This is a genomic window from Amycolatopsis sp. lyj-346, from assembly GCF_046548975.1.
GTDB lineage: Bacteria > Actinomycetota > Actinomycetes > Mycobacteriales > Pseudonocardiaceae > Amycolatopsis.
The window spans coordinates 281,377-296,501 of the sequence record NZ_JAJPWT010000010.1 but is presented as its reverse complement, the minus strand read 5'-3'; the positions used below and the strand labels follow the sequence as shown (position 1 = coordinate 296,501).

Genomic DNA, 15,125 nt, shown 5'->3' with positions numbered 1-15,125 from the left:
TCGACCTCACCGTCGAGAACCGGCTGCCGGTCAACGCGGCCGTCGTGACGCCGGCTCAGTCGAGCAGTGCCTGGTAGACCAGCTGCCGCAGCTGAGGGCGCAGGCGGTACGTGCTCGATGGCAGCAACTGGGTGTAGAAGCCCACCGTCAGGTCCTCGGCCGGGTCAACCCAGAACGCCGTCGAAGCCGCGCCGCCCCAGGCGAACTCGCCTGGTGATGACAGGGTTCGGGCCTTCACCGGGTCCTCCAGTACCGAGAAGCCCAGGCCGAAACCGTGGCCGTCGAAGGGCATCTCCGCGAACAGGGGGCGGCCGAATGCCTCCAGGTCCACCCGACCCGGCAGGTGGTTGCTCGCCATCAACGCCACCGTGCGGGGCGACAGCAACCGGACGTCGTCCAGAGAGCCGCCGCGCAGCAGCATCTCCGTGAAACGCCAGTAGTCCGGTGCCGAGGACACCAGGCCGCCGCCGCCCGAGAGGCAGGCCGGGCGGGTTGTTCCCATGCGGCCGAATGCCTCGTTCCGGACTGCGCGGCCCGACGAAGGGTCACGTACGTACATGGCCGCCAGCCGCGCGGGGGCCGAAGCGACGAAGCCCGTGTCCGTCATGCCCAGCGGCGAGAAGATCCGCGACGCGAAGAACTCGTCCAGCGGAAGACCCGACACCACCTCGACGACCCGGCCGAGCACGTCCGTGGCGATCGAGTAGTTCCACTCCGCCCCGGGCTGGAAGAGCAACGGCAAGGCCGCCCACTGCGCACAGCACGCCGCCAGATCGGCTCCCGGCGGCGTGCCCCACTCGAAGCCCGCCGCGCGGTAGATCGCGTCCACCGGGTGGCCGTGGTGGAAGCCGTACGTCAGGCCCGCCGTGTGCGTCAGCAGGTGCCAGACGCGGATCGGCGAAGTGGCGGGCTCGGTCATCGGAGACAGTGCCGAACCCTTGACGTACACCCGCGGCGAAGCGAACTCCGGCAGCCACCGCGAGATCGGGTCGTCCAGCTCCAGCAGGCCCTCTTCGGCGAGCATCATCGCCGCGACCGAGGTGATCGGCTTGGTCATCGAGAAGATCCGCCACAGCGTGTCCGGCTTCACCGGCAGCGACGCTTCGACGTCCCGGTGGCCGCCGCGGCCCACGTGGACGATCCGGCCGTGCCTGCTCACCACCGCGAGCCAGCCCGGCAACCGTCCATCCTGGACATACCGGTCGAAATGCGCGTCGATCCGGGAAAGCCGCGCCGCGTCGAAGCCGGCTTCGGCCGGGTCGACGTCCACCTCGAAATCCGCCATGCGGCTTGCTACTTCTCCTTCGCCCGCTCGGCCGCCTTCTCCTCACGCCACGCTTCGTCGTTCTTCCCGTAACGCCAGTAACCGGAGATCGACAGCAGCTCGCGCCGCACCCCGCGCTCGTCGAGCAGGTACCGACGCAGCTCGCGCACGAATCCCGCCTCGCCGTGGACGAACGCCTGGACGACGCCCTCGCGCCACGGCAGCTCGCGCACCGCGGCCTCGACGTCACCGCCGGACGCCCGGTGCAGCCAGGTGATCTGCGCGTCCGCCTTCGTGACCAGCGGCTGCTCCTCGTCCTCGTTCTCGACCAGGATCACCGCGTGCGCCGGGACGCCGGCCGGCAGCGCTTCGAGCGAAGACGCGATGGCCGGCAACGCGCTTTCGTCCCCGGCCAGCAGGTGCCAGTCCGCTTCGGCACCGGGCGCGTACGCGCCGCCGGGGCCGAGCACCAGCAGCTCGTCGCCCGGCTGGGCCGCGGCCGCCCACGGGCCCGCGATGCCCTCGTCGCCGTGGTGGACGAAGTCGAGGACGAGCTCGCCGGCCTGCGAGTCGAACGCGCGGACGGTGTAGGAACGCTGCCGTGGCCAGTGCTCGCGCGGCATCGCCGCCCGGCACTCCTGGACGTCGAACGGCTCGGGGTACTCGACGCCGGGCACCTTGAACAGGACCTTCACGTAGGCGTCGGTGAACTCGTTCGGCGTGAACTGCGCGATCCCCTCGCCGCCCGCCACGATCCGGATCATGTGCGGGGTCAGCCGCTCGGTCCGCAGCACCCGCAACCGCACCGCGGGACGCCCGGACCGCCGGGGTGCTTCAGCCATCGGCCACTCCAACCATCGCTAAGGCTTACCTAACTCACCCTACGCGCCAAAATCGGCACGCGGCTACTCAGGTGTACCCAGTTCTTCGAGCAACGCCGCGAACCCGGCAGTCACTCCCCTCGAAAGCCGACGAAGAACCGGTTGGCGAGCGGCACGCCCCACCGCCCACGGGAAGCCGCGTTCACCACCCGGTGCTCGACGCGCGACCCCGCCGGATCGGCCGTGACGCGGTACTCCCCGCGGTACCACCAGCCACCCTGCACCGCGACGAACCCCCGCTCGCGGTCGACGTCCATCCGCATCGGGTGACCGCCTCCGGCAAGCCGGCGCCGCAGCCGCTCGAACACCTCCGCGGGCGGCCGCGCGACGACCCCTGACGCCTCCGCAAGCGTTTTCACCCGCGCGGATCCGAAACCCGCGTGTTCTGGAACGCGGTGATCAGCCATTCACCCTCCTCCCGGACGAGCACCTTCGCCACCCCACCGAGCGCCCCGGTGAGCTTCGACCCCTTGAGCGGTCCCTCGAACAGCGCACGGTGCGAACTCTCGATCACCTCCCGGCCTTCGAACACTGTTCGTCTTACAAACACCGTTCTACTCTCGAACGCCGTTCGCGTCAAGTACAGTGTTCGGGTGACCGTTCCTCCGCCACCGTGGCGCAGCGCTCCCCGCCGCCGTGCCGCGAAACCCGTTCTTTCCCAGGCCTCGATCGTGCGAGCGGCCTTGATCGTCTTGGACGAGGAGGGGTTCGACGCGGTCACCATGCGGCGGATCGCCCAGGAACTGGAGACCGGGCCCGCGTCGCTCTACGCGCACGTCTCGAACAAGGACGAACTGGCGGAGCTGATGCTCGACGCCGCGCTCGCCGACGTGCTGGTCCCCGAGCCGGACCCGGCGCGCTGGGCCGAGCAGGTCAAGGATCTCGTCCGCGACCAGATCCGGGTGATGGCCGCGCACCGCGGGCTCGCGCGCATCGCGTGGGACATCGCCGTGCCGGTCACGCCCAACTCGCTGAAGCAGGGCGAGGCCATGCTCGCCCTGCTTCGCGCGGGCGGGTTGACCCTCAAGCAGGCGACCTTCGCGGGCGACGCCCTTTCCCTCTACGCGAAGGCGTACGCCTACGAAGCGAGCAGCTGGACCTGGGGCGAGATCGACCAGACCCAAGCGGGTGAACGCGGCAGGCAGATGGTGGCGTACATGCAGTCACTGCCCGCCGAATCGTTCCCCAACATGCTGCACGTCGGCGAGTTCTTCTCCGCGGAGACGGCGGCGGAACGCCTCGAGTTCGCGCTCGAGGCGTTCCTCGCCGGGCTGAAAGCGCTGGCGAAGGACTAGGGCCGCAGCACGATCTTGCCGCGCGTGTGCCGCCGCTCCAGCTCGCGGTAGGCGTCCCGGACCTCGTCCAGCGGGTAGACGCGGGCGATCGGCAGGGTCAGCAAGCCCTTGTCCAGCAGCAGGCCCAGCTCGCGCAGCACGTCGGCCGACGCCCCGGCCGCGTTGCCGTCGGTCTTCACGTTGTACTTCTCCCCCGCCGCGAAGTCGATGATCGTGTTGATCCGCCCGGGGTGGATCCCCAGGTGCAGCGCCAGTTCCACGTACCCGGAGCCGAAGGTGTCGACGAACGCGTGCACGACGCCGGACGGCGCGGCTTCGCGGATCCGCTCCAGCACCCCCTCGCCGTAGGAGACCGGGATGACGCCGAGCTCACGCAGCCACTCGTGGTTCGCTTCGCCGGCCAGGCCGATCACCGTGGCGCCGGCCAGCTTCGCCAGCTGCACCGCGAGCGAGCCCACGCCGCCCGCCGCGCCCGACACGACGACCGTCTCCCCTTCGCGCGGGCACACCGCGCCCACCGCGGCGTACGCGGTGGTGCCGGCGACGAACAGCGAGCCGGCGACCTCCCACGGCACCCCGTCGGGCCGCGGCGTGAGGTTCGACGCCTCCGCGACGACGAACTCGGCGTGGCTCGACCGCGTGTCGACGAACCCGATCACCTCGTCGCCCACTGCGACGCCTGAGACGCCTTCGCCGAGCGACACGACCACCCCGGCGAAGTCGCTGCCCTGCCCCGACGGGAAGGTCGCCGGGAAGTGCTCGTGCAGGAAGCCCTGCCGGATGGCGGCCTCGCCCGGGTTGATCCCGGCGGCACGCACCTCGACGAGCACCTGACCCGGTCCCGGCACCGGGCGGGGGACGTCCTCGACCCGGAGGACCTCCACGTCGCCGTACTCGTCGAACCTGATCGCGCGCGCCATGAGGCCTCCTCGAAAGTCGTTGCTGAATACAAGCAACCACCGGCCCCGCCGTTTTATGCCAGCTCAGCATGCCGGCTCGGCATGCCGGCTCGGCATGCCGGCTCGGCATGCCGCGGGCTCAGCCCGCGAGCCGCCGGACCACCCCGTCGGCCAGCAGCCGTCCGCGGTCGGTGAGCACCGCGCGGCCGCGGGAGTCCAGCGCGGACGGATCGAGCAGGCCCTCGGCCGCGGCCGCGCGCGCCTCGGCCAGCCCGGGCTCGTCGAGCGCGTCGAGCGGCAGCCCTTCGGCGACGCGCAGCTCGAGCATGATCCGCTCGAGGTGCTGGTCGTCGTCGGTGAGCACTTCGCGCCCGCCCGCGGGCGAATGCCCCTCGGCCAGCAGTGCGGCGTAGCGCGCCGGGTGCTTGACGTTCCACCAGCGCACCCCGCCGACGTGGCTGTGCGCGCCCGGACCGGCACCCCACCAGTCGTCACCCCGCCAGTAGCCGAGGTTGTGGCGGCACCGCGCCGCGTCCGATGCCGCCCAGTTCGACACCTCGTACCAGCGCAGACCCGCCGAGGACAGGGTGGCGTCGATCATCTCGTAGTCCGCCGCCAGCACGTCGTCGTCCGGCGCGGGCAGCTCGCCGCGGCGGACCCGGCGGGCCAGTGCGGTGCCTTCTTCGACGATCAGCGCGTACGCCGAGACGTGGTCGACGCCGGCGGCCAGCACGGCGTCGAGCGTCGCGCGCAGATCGTCGGCGCGTTCGCCCGGCGTGCCGTAGATCACGTCGAGGTTCACGTGCTCGAACCCGGCCGCGCGCGCTTCGGCGGCGGCCTTCCCCGGACGGCCCGGGGTGTGCACGCGGTCGAGGATCTTCAGCACGTGCGGCGCGGCCGACTGCATGCCCAGCGACACGCGTGTGTAGCCGGCTTCGCGGATCCCGGCGAAGAACTCCGGCGAGGTCGACTCCGGGTTCGACTCGGTCGTCACCTCGGCCCCGGGCGCCAGCCCGAAGACGTCGCGGACGGCGTCGAGCACCGAGCGCAGCCCGTCCGGCCCCAGCAGCGACGGCGTGCCGCCGCCGACGAACACGGTGTCGGCGGCGGGCGGCACGACGAGCACGCGCGCGGCGAGCTCCAGTTCGCGGCGCAGCCCTTCGAGCCAGGACTCCGGCGACGAACCGGTGTCGAGCTCACCCGCGGTGTAGGTGTTGAAGTCGCAGTACCCGCAGCGCGTGGCGCAGAACGGGACGTGCACGTACACCCCGAACGCTCTGCCGCCGAGCCCCTTCAGCGCGTTTTCCGGCAACGCCGGATCGATCGGGGTGACGGGGTCGGGACGCAGCTGGGGCACCCCTGGATTGTCCACCCCGCCACGCTCGGTCGCGCCAAGAGGCCGATCGGGTGAACACCTGTTACGACGCGGGGAGGTTGGCCGCCGCCCAGTCCGGGTCGACCGGGATCATCTCGATGACGTCGAGCAGCACGCCGTTCGGATCCGCGACGTAGAAGTGCCGCTGCCCGTAGACCTCGTCGACGACCGGGACGACCAGCTCGACACCCGCCTCTTCCAGCCGTTTCGCCTCGGCGCGAGCGTCTTCGACGACGAGCCCGAACATCAGCCCGGCCGTCTCCTGCGCGCGGTAGGCGGGCGGCACCGACTCGTGGCCGCGCTGCACGAAGCTGATCTCGTAGCCCGGTGCGCCGGCGTTGACGCTGGCGAACCAGTCGAGCTCGACGGTGACCGGCAGGCCGATGACGTCCGCGTAGAAGCGGGTGGTCGCCGCGATGTCGTCGACCAGGTAACCCGCCCCGAAACCCTTGACCTGCATCCCCGGTTCCTCTCCTTCAAAGCACTGTGTCTGTAGTACTATAACCAGAGTGGTTTGCCGGGCGCAAGAGGGTTCCCGCGAGCAGTTGACATTGCGCGATCGAGCCCGAACGCCCTGGTCCTGGGGCCGGTAACGCCCGCGTTCTCCCAGGCGAGTGACCCTTCTCCCACCATGCGGGCAGCGCTGGACCACATTGTGGACGCGTGGCACGCTGACGCCGTGACTCATGCCGGTGTTCTCCTCGTGGCCCGCCGCCACGTCGACCTCCTGCGGGTCGCCAGCGCCCTCTGCGTACCCGTTCGCTGACTCACCGATCGCCACCACCTGCCACGAATCTGGACAGACGGCGCCGGAGGAAAACCCGCGAGCCGGTGGTCCTCCGCCGCCACGAAACGCCCTCGGAGGACGCCGCCATGGCCACGCCCCAAACCCCAGCCCGCCCCGCGCGCGCCAAGCAGAAGCGCGGCGAAGGGCAGTGGGCGCTCGGTTACCGCGAGCCGCTGAACCCGAACGAGCGGTCCAAGAAAGACGACCACCCGCTCAACGTGCGGGCGCGCATCGAGAACATCTACGCCCACCGCGGGTTCGACGCGATCGACCCGGGCGACCTGCGGGGCCGGTTCCGCTGGTTCGGCCTCTACACCCAGCGCAAGCCGGGGATCGACGGCGGCCGCACGGCCACGCTCGAACCCGAAGAGCTCGACGACCGCTACTTCATGCTGCGGGTCCGGCTCGACGGCGGCGCGCTCACCACCGACCAGCTCACCGTGCTCGGCGAGATCTCGCAGCAGTACGCGCGCGACACGGCCGACATCACCGACCGGCAGAACATCCAGTACCACTGGATCCGGGTCGAAGACGTGCCGACGATCTGGGCCAAGCTGGAAAACGCCGGCATGACGACGATGGAGGCGTGCGGTGACAGCCCGCGTGTCATCCTCGGCTCGCCGGTCGCGGGGATCGCCGCGGCCGAGGTCATCGACGGCACCCCGGCGATCGACGAGATCAAGCGCCGCTACATCGGCAAGCCCGAGTTCGCCAACCTGCCGCGCAAGTTCAAGACCGCGATTTCCGGCCAGTCCGACGTCGCCCACGAGATCCACGACGTGGCCTTCGTCGGCGTCGACCACCCCGAGCACGGCCCCGGCTTCGACGTCTGGGTCGGCGGCGGCCTGTCGACCAACCCGATGCTCGGGCAGCGCCTCGGCGCCTGGGTGCCGCTGGACGAGGTCCCGGACGTCTGGGAAGGCATCATCTCGATCTTCCGCGACTACGGCTACCGGCGGCTGCGCTCGCGGGCCCGGATCAAGTTCCTGGTCAAGGACTGGGGCGCGGCGAAGTTCCGGCAGATCCTGCAGGACGAGTACCTCAAGCGCGAGCTGATCGACGGCCCGCCACCGGTCGACCCGGCCGTCCCGATCGACCACGTCGGCGTGCACCCGCAGGTCGACGGCAAGTTCTACGTCGGCGCGGCGCCGATCGCCGGCCGCTCGTCCGGCGGCACGCTCGTCGCCGTCGCCAAGGCCGCCGAACGCGCCGGATCGAGCCGCGTGCGGCTCACCCCGCAGCAGAAGCTCGTCGTGCTCGACGTCCCCGAGGCCCAGGTCGCTACCCTTTCCGCCGAGCTGGCCGAGCTGGGGCTGGAGACCAAGCCGTCGCCGTGGCGGCGCGGCGTGATGGCCTGCACCGGGCTGGAGTTCTGCAAGCTCGCCATCGTCGAGACGAAGGCCCGCGCGCAGCAGCTCGTCGCCGACCTCGAGAAGTCCCTCGCCGACATCCAGGACGGCCTCGACACGCCGGTCACCGTGCACCTCAACGGCTGCCCCAACTCCTGCGCGCGGATCCAGACCGCGGACATCGGCCTCAAGGGCCAGATCGTCACCGACGCCGACGGCAAGCAGGTCGAAGGCTTCCAGGTGCACCTCGGCGGCGGGCTCGGCCTCGACGCCGGGTTCGGCCGGAAGCTGCGCGGGCACAAGGTGACTTCGGGCGAGCTGACCGGGTACGTCGAGCGCGTCGTGCGCAACTACGTCACCGGGCGCGAGCCGGGCGAACGGTTCCCGCAGTGGGCGGCGCGCGCCGAGGAAAGTGCCCTCCAGTGACCGAACGAGCAACGCCGTTCTACTGCCCCTACTGCGGCGACGAGGATCTCAGGCCGGAAGAGAACGGCGGCTGGCTTTGTTCCGGCTGTCGCCGGGTTTTCTCGGTCAAGTTCCTCGGCCTGTCCCTCCCGGAGGTTTCCCGATGACCGCCACCGCCGACTACAAGACCCTCGCCGAGCGCGCCTCGAAGGAGCTCGCGGACGCCACCGCCGAAGAGGCGCTGCGCTGGACCGCGGACACGTTCGGCGACGACTTCATCGTCGCGTCCAACATGCAGGACGCCGTCCTGATCGACCTCGCCACCAAGGTCAAGCCCGAGGTGGACGTCCTGTTCCTGGAGACCGGTTACCACTTCCCGGAAACGATCGGCACGCGCGACGCGGTCGAGGCGGTCTACCCCGGCGTGAAGATCGTCAACGCGCAGGCCGAGCAGAGCCTCGCCGAGCAGGACGCGGAGTACGGCGCCAAGCTGCACGACCGCGACCCGACGCTGTGCTGCAACCTGCGCAAGGTCGTGCCGCTGCGCAACACCCTCTCCCGCTACTCGGCGTGGGTCACCGGCGTCCGCCGGGTCGACGCCCCGACCCGCGCGAACACCCCGATCGTCACCTGGGACGACCGCAACGGCCTGGTGAAGGTCAATCCGATCGCGCCGTGGACCGACGACGAGTTCAAGGCCTACATCGCCGAGCACGGGATCCTGGAGAACCCGCTGGTCTCGATCGGTTACCTCTCGATCGGCTGCGCGCCCTGCACGGCGAAAGTCGCGCCGGGGCAGGACCCGCGCAGCGGCCGCTGGGCCGGGCAGAGCAAGACCGAGTGCGGACTGCACGGCTGAGGAAGGGACGCATGACAACCTTGGAGCCCGCGACCGATGCGGCACAGGACAACTTGGCGGCATTGGAATCCGAGGCCATCCACATCTTCCGGGAGGTGGCGGGCGAGTTCGACCGGCCGGTGATCCTCTTCTCCGGCGGCAAGGACTCGACGCTGCTGCTGCACCTGGCGATCAAGGCGTTCTGGCCGGCGCCGGTGCCGTTCCCGCTGCTGCACGTGGACACCGGGCACAACTTCGACGAGGTGATCGAGTTCCGCGACCGCGTCGTCGAGCAGCACGGGCTGCGGCTGGTCGTCGCGAAGGTCCAGGACTGGATCGACGACGGCCGCCTCGAAGAGCGCGCCGACGGGATGCGCAACCCGCTGCAGACCACGCCGCTGCTCGACACCATCTCGGAGAACAAGTTCGACGCCGTCTTCGGCGGCGGCCGCCGGGACGAGGAACGGGCCCGGGCGAAGGAGCGGATCTTCAGCCTCCGCAACGCCTTCGGCCAGTGGGAGCCGCGGCGCCAGCGGCCCGAGCTGTGGAACCTCTACAACGGCAGGCACCGCCCTGGCGAGCAGGTCCGCGTCTTCCCGCTGTCCAACTGGACCGAGGCCGACGTCTGGAACTACATCGCCCGCGAGAAGGTCGAGCTGCCGTCGATCTACTACGCGCACCAGCGCGAGGTGTACCTGCGCGACGGCATGCTGCTGACCGAAGGCCCGTGGGGCGGCCCCAAGCCGGGCGAAGAGGTCCGCGAGCTGACCGTGCGGTACCGGACCGTCGGCGACGGCTCGTGCACCGGCGCCATCGAATCCACCGCGGCCACCGTCGAAGAGGTCATCGCCGAGGTGTCGGCTTCGCGGCTCACCGAGCGCGGCGCCACCCGCGCCGACGACCGGATGTCCGAGGCGGCCATGGAAGACCGCAAGCGTGAGGGGTACTTCTGATGAGCTCGCTGTTGCGCCTGGCCACCGCCGGGAGCGTCGACGACGGCAAGTCGACGCTCGTCGGCCGGCTGCTGTACGACACCAAGTCGGTGCTCGCCGACCAGCTGGACGCCGTCACGCGCGCGTCCGTCGACAAGGGACTGTCCACACCGGACCTCTCGCTGCTCGTCGACGGCCTGCGCTCGGAACGCGAGCAGGGCATCACCATCGACGTCGCGTACCGCTACTTCGCCACGCCCAAGCGGTCGTTCGTGCTGGCCGACACGCCGGGGCACGTGCAGTACACGCGCAACACGGTGACCGGCGCGTCCACCGCGCAGCTGGCCGTGCTGCTGGTCGACGCGCGCAAGGGCGTGATCGAGCAGACCCGGCGGCACGCGGCCGTGCTGGCCCTGCTCGGCGTGCCGCAGCTGGTGCTGGCGGTGAACAAGATCGACCTGGTCGGCTACGACGAGGCGACGTTCACGGTGATCGCCAAGGAGTTCGCTTCGCACGCCGAGACGCTGGGCTACCCGCAGGGCTCGGTGCTCGCGATCCCGGTGTCGGCGCTGGAGGGCGACAACGTCGCGACGCGCTCGGAGCGGACGCCGTGGTACACCGGGCCCAGCCTGCTGGAGCACCTGGAGGACGTGCCGGTCGCGCCCGACCCGCACGACCAGGCGCTGCGGTTCCCGGTGCAGTACGTGATCCGCCCGCGCACGCCCGAGTATCCGGACTACCGCGGCTACGCGGGGCAGATCGCGGCGGGCACGGTCCGCCCCGGCGACGAGATCGTCGTGCTGCCGCAGGGCATCCGCAGCCGCATCGAACGCATCGACACCGCGGACGGCCCGCTCGACGAAGCCGGCGCCGGGACGTCGGTGACGCTGCTGCTGACCGACGACATCGACATCTCCCGCGGCGACCTGATCGCGGCCGCGGACGCGCCGCCGCACGTCACCGACGAGATCACCGGCACGCTGTGCTGGCTGTCGTCCAAGCCGCTGAAGCCGGGCGCGCGCGTGCTGGTCAAGCACGGCGCCCGCACGGTCCAGGCGCTGGTCGATGACCTGCACGCGCGGTTCGACGAGCAGAAGCTGTCCAGTGTGGACAATCCGGCCACGCTGGAGCTCAACGACATCGGGCTGGTCACCCTGCGCCTGGCCGAGGAGCTGAGCGTCGACGACTACGGCGTCAGCCCGCGCACCGGCGCGTTCCTGGTGATCGACCCGAAGGACGGCGACACCCTCGCCGCGGGGCTGGTGGGTGAGCGCTTCTCGTGACGCCTCCCCTGGTCGCCGTCGCGCACGGCAGTCGTGATCCCCGCTCGGCGGCGACCGTGCGGGCGCTCGTCGACGTCGTGCGCGCCCAGGCACCGGGCCTTTCGGTGCACGAATCCTTCCTGGACCTCTCGGAGCCCCGGGTCACCGACGTGCTCCGCAGGCTCTACGCGGACGGCCACCGCACGGCGGTGGTCGTCCCGCTGCTGCTCGGCAGCGCGTTCCACGCCCGCGTCGACCTCCCGGCGCTGATCGACGAGGTCACCGGGGACTGCCCGGGCTTCCGGGTGCAGGTGTCGGACGTGCTGGGCGCCGACCCCGCGTTGGAGGCGGTCGCCCTGGACCGGCTGGCCTCCGCGCCCCACCGCCGCGACACGGGCGTGATCGTCAGCGCGGTCGGCTCGTCGAACGCGTCCGCGAACGCCGTCGTCGCCTCGCTGGCTTCCCGCTGGGAAGAGCGGCTGGGCGTCCCGGTGAGCGAGGCGTTCGCGTCCGCCACCCAGCCGGACATCCCCGCCGCGGCGGCGGCGTTGCGATCGCGGGGCGCGCGGCACCTGGTCGTCGCGTCGTGGTTCCTGGCGCCGGGCCTGTTGCCGGACCGGATCGCGACGCAGGCCCGCGAGGCGGATCCGAAGGCGTTCATCGCGAAGCCGCTGGCCGACGACCCGCGCGTCGCCGACGTGGTGGTCAGCCGGTACGCGTCCGCGGTCAGCGGGTTGCTCCGCCAGTACGCGTAGCCCGTCCCGGGCCCCCTCCGGCGGCTTGCCGCCCGCGGGGTGGCCCGCGTAACACGGGCCACCCCGGGCGGATGTGCGAAGGTGTCGGCATGGCTGACGAACTGGTGCACTACGACGTGGTGGGCGGCACCGCCACGATCACCCTGGACTCCCCGCACAACCGCAACGCGCTCTCGGCCCAGCTGCGCCGAGAGCTCTCGGGCTCGCTGGCCGAGGCGGCCGCCGACAACGCCGTGCGCGTGATCGTGCTGACCCACACCGGACCGGTGTTCTGCGCGGGGATGGACCTCAAGGAGGCCCGCGGCGCCGGCGCGGGCGACCAGGGCGTGAACGAGTTCCCTCGCATCCTCGAGCAGCTGTGGACCAGCCCGAAGCCGGTGGTGGCGCGCCTGGCGGGCCCGGCGCGGGCGGGCGGCATCGGCATGGTGGCGGCGTGCGACATCGCCGTGGCGGTGCCGGAAGCGACGTTCGCCTTCTCCGAAGTCCGCATCGGCGTGGTGCCGGCGATCATCTCGCTGACGGTCCTCCCGCGGCTCAACCCCCGCGCGGCCCATGAGCTGTTCCTGACCGGCGACACGTTCGACGCGCACCGGGCGGTCGAGATCGGCCTGCTGAACTCGACCGTCCCGGCGTCCGAACTGGACGGCGAGGTGGCGCGGTACGTCAAGGCGCTGGCGGCGGGTGGGCCGAAGGCGCTGGCCGAGACGAAGGCGCTGCTGAGCCGTCCCCGCCCGGCCACGCCCTCGGACGGCTTCGAGGAGATGCTGGGGCTGTCGGCGAAGTTCTTTGCGAGCGAGGAAGGTCAGGAGGGCATCCTCGCCTTCGCCCAGAAGCGCAAGCCGAACTGGGTCCCGCAGGACTGAAGCGCCCCAATGTGGCCTTGGTTGCGCTCAACGCACCCAAGGTGGCCTTCGGTGCGTTCAACGCACCGAAGGCCACCTTGGGGCGCTTGGGGCTCAGGCGTCCGGCAGCACGACCGTGAGCCGCCACGAACCGGCGCCGCGGCCGCTCGGGCCGAGTGCGCGCTGCGCGTCCGAAAGCACGCTGCGGATGGCCAGGTACGTCTTGGGTTCGGCCTTGCGCAACGCGTCCGAACCCGGCCAGATCAGCACGTGCTCCCCCGGCGGCAGCCACGACAGGTCGGTCAGGCAGTCGTAGAGCGCGTCGAGGTTGTGCCCGAAGTAGTCCGGAAAGGACAGTGCTTCGGCGAAGGCGTCGAGCGTGCTGGTCTTGTCGACGGTCGGCCGGGAGTTCACCAGGTGCGGGTACGCGCCCCGGGCGAACGCCTCTTCCGCGGCGGCCTTCGCCTGCTCGTCGGCGCTCATCGGGCCGGGTCCACGACGACGAAGGACGCGTAGTGGTCGCCGGTGTAGTACAGCTCGCGCGCCTGCCCGGTGATCAGCCGCCGGGCGCCGCGGTCGGCGCTGCCGGGGGTCTTCACCGTGTACTCGTGGTAGTAGCCGGACTGCTTGCGGGGCAATCTCTTCTCGCGGTTCTCGAAGACGACGTCGTCGTTGCGCGGATAGGGGTACGGGCCGCCCGCCTCGATCAGCTTCCACGTGTCCGAGGCCTGCGGCGGCAGCGTGGAAAGCGCCTTCACCGGCAGCCCGGAATCCGTGCCCGGCACGGCGGCGCTGCCCTTGGCGGGCGTGCTGCTCGTCGCGGGCGCGCTCGCCGAGGGGGAGGGCGACGTGGTCCCCGGCGACGAGGGGCCGCCGTTGACGACGTCCTTGACCAGCCAGCCTCCCAGCACCAGCACGAGGAGCCCGATCAGCGCGGCGGTGATCCGCCTTCGGTTGAACATGGTGCGCGAGCCTATGCCGACCCGTCGGAGTCGTCGTCACGCCCCGGAGCCAGCCGGCGGGCGAAGAGCCCGACGACCTTGTCGAGCACCCACGCGGCGGCCAGGCACAGCGGCACGACGACCACCATGACCAGCACGAACTGCACCGGGAACCAGGCCTGGGCGAGCCACAGCTCGACCCCGTCCCACCAGTCGGCAAGCCCGTTGAACACGGTGTGAGCCTACGCGCGCTCTGCTGCCGTCGCGCCGTAGGGGCGGTACGTTGCCATGCATGTTCGCCGTGTACGCGCAGGAACCCAACGCCGACAGCCCGCTGGACTCGCTCGTCGTCGGCGAGCGCCCCGAACCCGAAGTGCCCGACGGCTGGGTCCGCGTGCACGTCAAGGCGGCCAGCCTGAACATGCACGACCTCTGGACGCTGCGCGGGGTCGGGATCAAGCCGGAGCAGTTCCCGATGATCCTCGGCTGCGACGGCGCGGGCACCCTCGACGACGGCTCCGAGGTCGTGCTCCACTCGGTGGTCAACGCGCCGGGCTGGCAGGGCGACGACACCCTCGACCCGAAGCGCACGCTGCTCACCGAGAAGCACCAGGGCACCTTCGCCGACCAGGTCGTCGTGCCGGCCCGCAACGTCGTCCCGAAGCCCGCGGCGCTCAGTTTCGCCGAGGCCGCCACCATGGGCACGGCCTGGCTGACCGCCTACCGGATGCTGTTCGTGAAGTCCGGGCTGCGGCCGGGACAGACGATGCTCGTGCAGGGTGCCTCCGGCGGCGTCTCGACGGCGCTGGTGCAGCTCGGCCGCGCGGCCGGGTTCCGGGTCTGGGTCACCGGCCGCACCGAGGAGAAGCGCGCCCTCGCCACCGGCCTCGGCGCGCACCAGGCGTTCGAATCGGGCGCGCGGCTGCCCGAACGCGTCGACGCCGTGTTCGAGACCGTCGGCAAGGCAACCTGGTCGCATTCGGTCAAATCGCTCAAGCCGGGCGGGATCATCGTGGTCTCGGGCTCGACGAGCGGCCCGGACGCGAACGCGGAGCTGCAGCGCGTCTTCTTCCTCCAGCTGCGCGTCGCCGGCTCGACCATGGGCACCCGCGACGAGCTCGCCGACCTGCTCGCGTACCTCGATTTGACCGGTATCCGGCCGCAGATCGGCGCGGAACTTTCTTTTTCCGACGCAGCAAAGGGGTTCCGGGCGATGCTCGACGGGGACACCGCCGGCAAGATCGTCTTCACCCGCTGAACCGCCGTGACCTGGGCGGATCACCGGATCCGCCCAGTGCGG

The 15,125-nt window shown here is 71.1% G+C and carries 19 protein-coding genes and 1 pseudogene; 10 read left to right on the top strand and 10 right to left on the bottom strand.

Annotated features, from left to right (window positions below; genetic code table 11):
• Positions 1 to 55: 55 nt before the first annotated feature.
• From ACLJQE_RS28135 to ACLJQE_RS28120, 4 genes and pseudogenes are all read right to left on the bottom strand, one after another.
• Positions 56 to 1,285, bottom strand: coding sequence for a serine hydrolase domain-containing protein (locus ACLJQE_RS28135; protein WP_410642401.1), 1,230 nt, complete (start codon positions 1,283 to 1,285; stop codon positions 56 to 58).
• 8 nt (positions 1,286 to 1,293) lie between these two features.
• Positions 1,294 to 2,106: a siderophore-interacting protein gene (locus ACLJQE_RS28130; protein WP_410642400.1), complete on the bottom strand. Its 813-nt coding sequence runs from the start codon at positions 2,104 to 2,106 to the stop codon at positions 1,294 to 1,296.
• A gap of 110 nt (positions 2,107 to 2,216) precedes the next feature.
• Entirely contained in the window at positions 2,217 to 2,504 is a 288-nt protein-coding gene (locus ACLJQE_RS28125; RefSeq protein WP_410642398.1) for a hypothetical protein, read from the bottom strand.
• Positions 2,501 to 2,674 (bottom strand): annotated as a pseudogene (locus tag ACLJQE_RS28120) (DUF4440 domain-containing protein); the annotation flags it as partial. The gene ACLJQE_RS28125 and the pseudogene ACLJQE_RS28120, both read right to left, overlap by 4 nt.
• Positions 2,675 to 2,738: 64 nt before the next feature.
• Here ACLJQE_RS28120 and ACLJQE_RS28115 point away from each other — a divergent pair.
• Entirely contained in the window at positions 2,739 to 3,440 is a 702-nt protein-coding gene (locus ACLJQE_RS28115; protein WP_410642397.1) for a TetR/AcrR family transcriptional regulator, read from the top strand.
• Here the strand turns inward: ACLJQE_RS28115 and ACLJQE_RS28110 are convergent.
• From ACLJQE_RS28110 to ACLJQE_RS28100, 3 genes are all read right to left on the bottom strand, one after another.
• Complete coding sequence (locus ACLJQE_RS28110) at positions 3,437 to 4,360, bottom strand: NADP-dependent oxidoreductase (protein ID WP_410642395.1); 924 nt, start codon at positions 4,358 to 4,360, stop codon at positions 3,437 to 3,439. The two genes, ACLJQE_RS28115 and ACLJQE_RS28110, sit on opposite strands and share 4 nt — an antisense overlap.
• A 118-nt stretch (positions 4,361 to 4,478) precedes the next feature.
• Entirely contained in the window at positions 4,479 to 5,696 is a 1,218-nt protein-coding gene (gene hemW, locus ACLJQE_RS28105) for a radical SAM family heme chaperone HemW (protein ID WP_410642394.1), read from the bottom strand.
• A gap of 61 nt (positions 5,697 to 5,757) precedes the next feature.
• Positions 5,758 to 6,174, bottom strand: coding sequence for a VOC family protein (locus ACLJQE_RS28100; RefSeq protein ID WP_410642393.1), 417 nt, complete (start codon positions 6,172 to 6,174; stop codon positions 5,758 to 5,760).
• A gap of 171 nt (positions 6,175 to 6,345) precedes the next feature.
• Between ACLJQE_RS28100 and ACLJQE_RS28095 the strand changes: the two genes are divergently transcribed.
• The 8 genes from ACLJQE_RS28095 (at position 6,346) to ACLJQE_RS28060 (ending at position 12,905) form a co-directional block, all read left to right on the top strand.
• Positions 6,346 to 6,480, top strand: coding sequence for a putative leader peptide (locus ACLJQE_RS28095; protein ID WP_361103927.1), 135 nt, complete (start codon positions 6,346 to 6,348; stop codon positions 6,478 to 6,480).
• A gap of 107 nt (positions 6,481 to 6,587) precedes the next feature.
• On the top strand, positions 6,588 to 8,276 hold the full coding sequence (locus ACLJQE_RS28090) for a nitrite/sulfite reductase (RefSeq protein ID WP_410642392.1): 1,689 nt from the start codon (positions 6,588 to 6,590) through the stop codon (positions 8,274 to 8,276).
• A complete protein-coding gene (locus ACLJQE_RS28085) occupies positions 8,273 to 8,422 on the top strand; it encodes a hypothetical protein (RefSeq protein ID WP_043777745.1) in 150 nt (49 codons plus the stop codon). Before ACLJQE_RS28090 ends, ACLJQE_RS28085 begins: the two co-directional genes overlap by 4 nt.
• Entirely contained in the window at positions 8,419 to 9,114 is a 696-nt protein-coding gene (locus tag ACLJQE_RS28080; RefSeq protein ID WP_410642391.1) for a phosphoadenylyl-sulfate reductase, read from the top strand. Before ACLJQE_RS28085 ends, ACLJQE_RS28080 begins: the two co-directional genes overlap by 4 nt.
• Positions 9,115 to 9,125: 11 nt before the next feature.
• The gene (gene cysD, locus ACLJQE_RS28075; protein ID WP_410642390.1) at positions 9,126 to 10,046 is read left to right on the top strand and encodes a sulfate adenylyltransferase subunit CysD; all 921 of its coding nucleotides are present in this window, start codon (positions 9,126 to 9,128) and stop codon (positions 10,044 to 10,046) included.
• Complete coding sequence (locus ACLJQE_RS28070; protein ID WP_410642389.1) at positions 10,046 to 11,308, top strand: sulfate adenylyltransferase subunit 1; 1,263 nt, start codon at positions 10,046 to 10,048, stop codon at positions 11,306 to 11,308. Before cysD ends, ACLJQE_RS28070 begins: the two co-directional genes overlap by 1 nt.
• Complete coding sequence (locus tag ACLJQE_RS28065; RefSeq protein WP_410642388.1) at positions 11,305 to 12,042, top strand: sirohydrochlorin chelatase; 738 nt, start codon at positions 11,305 to 11,307, stop codon at positions 12,040 to 12,042. Before ACLJQE_RS28070 ends, ACLJQE_RS28065 begins: the two co-directional genes overlap by 4 nt.
• An 89-nt stretch (positions 12,043 to 12,131) precedes the next feature.
• Positions 12,132 to 12,905, top strand: a complete 774-nt coding sequence (locus tag ACLJQE_RS28060; protein ID WP_410642387.1) for an enoyl-CoA hydratase family protein — start codon at positions 12,132 to 12,134, stop codon at positions 12,903 to 12,905.
• Between the two features lie 93 nt (positions 12,906 to 12,998).
• On the opposite strand, the gene ACLJQE_RS28055 is transcribed toward ACLJQE_RS28060, so the two are convergent.
• The 3 genes from ACLJQE_RS28055 to ACLJQE_RS28045 are packed head-to-tail and all read right to left on the bottom strand — an operon-like array spanning position 12,999 to position 14,058.
• On the bottom strand, positions 12,999 to 13,367 hold the full coding sequence (locus ACLJQE_RS28055; protein ID WP_410642386.1) for a barstar family protein: 369 nt from the start codon (positions 13,365 to 13,367) through the stop codon (positions 12,999 to 13,001).
• The gene (locus ACLJQE_RS28050; RefSeq protein WP_410642385.1) at positions 13,364 to 13,846 is read right to left on the bottom strand and encodes a ribonuclease domain-containing protein; all 483 of its coding nucleotides are present in this window, start codon (positions 13,844 to 13,846) and stop codon (positions 13,364 to 13,366) included. The genes ACLJQE_RS28055 and ACLJQE_RS28050 overlap by 4 nt, the downstream gene beginning before the upstream one ends.
• An 11-nt stretch (positions 13,847 to 13,857) precedes the next feature.
• Positions 13,858 to 14,058, bottom strand: a complete 201-nt coding sequence (locus ACLJQE_RS28045; protein WP_086843106.1) for a hypothetical protein — start codon at positions 14,056 to 14,058, stop codon at positions 13,858 to 13,860.
• Positions 14,059 to 14,117: 59 nt separating this feature from the next.
• Here ACLJQE_RS28045 and ACLJQE_RS28040 point away from each other — a divergent pair, with 59 nt between their 5' ends.
• Complete coding sequence (locus tag ACLJQE_RS28040; protein ID WP_410642384.1) at positions 14,118 to 15,083, top strand: quinone oxidoreductase family protein; 966 nt, start codon at positions 14,118 to 14,120, stop codon at positions 15,081 to 15,083.
• Positions 15,084 to 15,125: the final 42 nt, after the last annotated feature.

Excerpts from the sequence above, each read along its gene's own strand:
- ACLJQE_RS28135 (WP_410642401.1), bottom strand. The coding sequence starts at position 1,285 with ATGGCGGATTTCGAGGTGGACGTCGACCCGGCCGAAGCCGGCTTCGAC.
- ACLJQE_RS28130 (WP_410642400.1), bottom strand. The coding sequence starts at position 2,106 with ATGGCTGAAGCACCCCGGCGGTCCGGGCGTCCCGCGGTGCGGTTGCGG.
- ACLJQE_RS28110 (WP_410642395.1), bottom strand. The coding sequence starts at position 4,360 with ATGGCGCGCGCGATCAGGTTCGACGAGTACGGCGACGTGGAGGTCCTC.
- ACLJQE_RS28100 (WP_410642393.1), bottom strand. The coding sequence starts at position 6,174 with ATGCAGGTCAAGGGTTTCGGGGCGGGTTACCTGGTCGACGACATCGCG.
- ACLJQE_RS28095 (WP_361103927.1), top strand. The coding sequence starts at position 6,346 with ATGCGGGCAGCGCTGGACCACATTGTGGACGCGTGGCACGCTGACGCC.
- ACLJQE_RS28090 (WP_410642392.1), top strand. The coding sequence starts at position 6,588 with ATGGCCACGCCCCAAACCCCAGCCCGCCCCGCGCGCGCCAAGCAGAAG.
- ACLJQE_RS28080 (WP_410642391.1), top strand. The coding sequence starts at position 8,419 with ATGACCGCCACCGCCGACTACAAGACCCTCGCCGAGCGCGCCTCGAAG.
- cysD (WP_410642390.1), top strand. The coding sequence starts at position 9,126 with ATGACAACCTTGGAGCCCGCGACCGATGCGGCACAGGACAACTTGGCG.
- ACLJQE_RS28070 (WP_410642389.1), top strand. The coding sequence starts at position 10,046 with ATGAGCTCGCTGTTGCGCCTGGCCACCGCCGGGAGCGTCGACGACGGC.
- ACLJQE_RS28060 (WP_410642387.1), top strand. The coding sequence starts at position 12,132 with ATGGCTGACGAACTGGTGCACTACGACGTGGTGGGCGGCACCGCCACG.
- ACLJQE_RS28055 (WP_410642386.1), bottom strand. The coding sequence starts at position 13,367 with ATGAGCGCCGACGAGCAGGCGAAGGCCGCCGCGGAAGAGGCGTTCGCC.
- ACLJQE_RS28050 (WP_410642385.1), bottom strand. The coding sequence starts at position 13,846 with ATGTTCAACCGAAGGCGGATCACCGCCGCGCTGATCGGGCTCCTCGTG.
- ACLJQE_RS28040 (WP_410642384.1), top strand. The coding sequence starts at position 14,118 with ATGTTCGCCGTGTACGCGCAGGAACCCAACGCCGACAGCCCGCTGGAC.